Origin of the sequence: Shigella sp. FC1967 (genome assembly GCF_001743005.1) — a bacterium.
GTDB lineage: Bacteria > Pseudomonadota > Gammaproteobacteria > Enterobacterales > Enterobacteriaceae > Proteus.
Genome location: NZ_MIIZ01000830.1, coordinates 1 through 2,792, shown reverse-complemented (window position 1 = coordinate 2,792; position 2,792 = coordinate 1). Strand labels below are relative to the sequence as shown.

Annotated in this window: 2 pseudogenes; one reads left to right on the top strand and one right to left on the bottom strand. The window is 35.8% G+C overall.

The window, feature by feature from the left end:
• Nucleotides 1-137: 137 nt before the first annotated feature.
• Nucleotides 138-1,789, bottom strand: a pseudogene (locus tag BHE89_RS13925) (alpha-keto acid decarboxylase family protein).
• Between the two features lie 225 nt (nt 1,790-2,014).
• On the opposite strand from BHE89_RS13925, the pseudogene BHE89_RS13920 reads away from it, so the two are divergent.
• Nucleotides 2,015-2,792, top strand: a pseudogene (locus tag BHE89_RS13920) (LysR family transcriptional regulator); the annotation flags it as partial.

Here is a 2,792-nt window from a genome sequence, read left to right as displayed (position 1 = left end):
GTAATAGATTATTGTAGATCCTTAAGGAATACAAAGTGACCGTTAATTTGGCTTAGTTAAAAAGAACGTTATCAATAAAGCCTAGCTTAAGCGAGGTAAGCATAAGCTAGGCTTTGTTATTTAAATCATACTATAGTTTAAAATGAATAAAGCGAATCTTTAGACTCTTTTAATTTTTGTGCTAATTCAGAAGCCTCATATCGTTCGGTTACGATTTCGATATAAGAGGCGCTATTGGTTGATTCTGCTACTTCAAGTGCTTTATTTAATTCATCTATCGTTGTGACTTTCTCACAATACCAGTCTTTTGCGCCAAAGGCTTTTAGGTAATTGATGATAATTCCATTGAGCGAGATCGTTATAATAAGCTTCAGGATAATCACATAATAATCGTTCAATTAAGTAGCCATCATTATTTAAAACAAGAATAATTGGCTTTAATCCGAAACGAACAAATTGGCTAATTTCTTGAACAGTTAATTGATGAGAACCTTCACCGGTAATTAAAATAACGCGTTTTTCAGGTGCGGCAAGCGCTGCTCCGAATGAAGCGGGTGTAGCCCAACCAATAGAGCCCCATAATGTTTGGTTATGGAATTGTGCACCTTCGGGTAATAGGGCAAAACCTAATCCCATTGATGAGGTGCCTGTTTCAGCAATAACAATATCATTAGGTTTAAAGAACTGCTCTAAACGTGGATAGAGATATTGCGCTGTAATTTGACCATTATCTGATATAACCGCTTTACCTAATCCCTTGGCTTTTATCTGATGATAAGTTTTATTTGGTAGGCGTTTTGTTAATTCAGAAAGAACATCTTCCATGTAAACGGAAGGGTAAATAACAGAATCAATCTCAACATAATCTGACATGATGCTGATAAATTGTTTTGGTTTAATATTGGCAGTGAAACTTCCCTGTATTGAAGTCAGTCATCATTGCACCAATTCCTAATACATACTCGCTATTTTCCACAAATTCTCTGACTTCAGGTGTCATTAATTTGCCATCATACATACCAACATATTGAGGGTGAGATTCACTTAAAATACTTTTATCCATAAACATAGTGGCATAAGGCAAGCCTGTCTTATCGATAAAATTTTGGACATTATCCGATAACCCTAAACGTGTGGATAAGATACCTGGCAATACGCAGATATTATTGCTGTGTGTAAGCTTTTTAATAATGAGTGATACCACTTTTTCTAGTACTTCTTTATCACTTATTATTTTTTTCGGTATGGTAACAGGTGAATTTTCTATCACTTGCATAGTGGCATAATCAGAAGGTAGACCAATATAAACAGGACGACGTTCTTTTAATGCGGTAGCAATCAAACGTTCCATTTCTGTAATACAATTTTCAGGTGTTAAAATTGCGTGAGCACAAGCAAGGCGCTGACCTAATTGATAAAAAATGTCAAAGTCACCATTGCCTAAGGTATGATGAACAAGGCGCTTACTTTTTTGTACACCACTTGCTGGCATACCGACTAAATGGAAGATAGGTAGGTTTTCTGCATAAGCACCAGCAATGGCATTAATCGCACTTAATTCACCAACACCAAATGTTGTCGATAACGCAGCCATACCTTTAATTCTGGCATAACCATCAGCAGCGTAGGCTGCATTTAGTTCGTTGCAGTTGCCAATCCAACGCATATGATTACTATTACAAATAGTATCTTCTATGGGAAAAGCATAATCACCCGCAACACCAAAAATATCACTTATTCCTAAGTCATATAAGCGGGTTAATATATATTCAATGACGGTTTTATTCATATTATCTCCTGAAAATCCGAATAATGAACTGTAAAAGTGGAGTAATACTTTTACATTATGCTTTATGTTGTATCGCGGATATTATTTAATATGAAATGGTTTATTATTATTGAGGGTATAACTAAATGTAATAAGGTAAGCGTTGCTAATGGATGTTCGCACATTGCGCTATTTCGTTGAGGTTGTTCAATTAAATGGCTTTAGCGAGCCGCTGATGCACTATTTATCACGCAACCTGCGATTAGTCGTAGTATTAAGAAGTTAGAAGATGAGTTAGGCGTTATTTTATTAGTGAGGGAGGTTGATGGGGTTAGATTAACGGATGATGGTGCAATACTATTTGAGCATGCTAAACAAATACTTGCACAATTTAATAATATGAATAAAGCATTACAAGACAAGTCTGGACCATTAACAGGAACACTAAATGTTGGATTGCCTCCTGTCATAGCCTCAACGTATTTTGCTGATATTATTATGGCGTTTAGTTCTCGCCATCCTCAGGTTGAATTAAAAATATTTGAATTAGGTACTAAGCAAATGGCTGATGCCATGAGAGAAGGAAAAGTTGAAACCGCGGCGGTCGTATTGCCTTTTAATGAAGAGAGTTTTGAATTAACTCCTTTTTCAGAAGATCATTTAATGCTATTAATGTCTCCCTCCCACCCTTTATCAATAAAAAAAAGAAATTCATTTTAATGAGTTGATCAATGAGTCTTTTTATTTTCTTTTCTGAAGATTTTCGTATCAATGATTTAATTTATAGTGCTTGTGGTATTTACAATACAGTGCCTACCATTGCGGGGGCGTAGCAACCATCTAGATTTAATTATTGCGATGGTGAAAGCAGGGGTAGGGGTAACGCTTTTACCTAACAGTATGTGTAATAAAAATCCTACTGATGATTTGGTTGTTCTTCCTGTGGTGGAACCTATATTGTCATATCAAATCGCGCTCGCAAATTATAAAAATAGTTACAAAAGTCGAAGCTGCCAAGCATGGG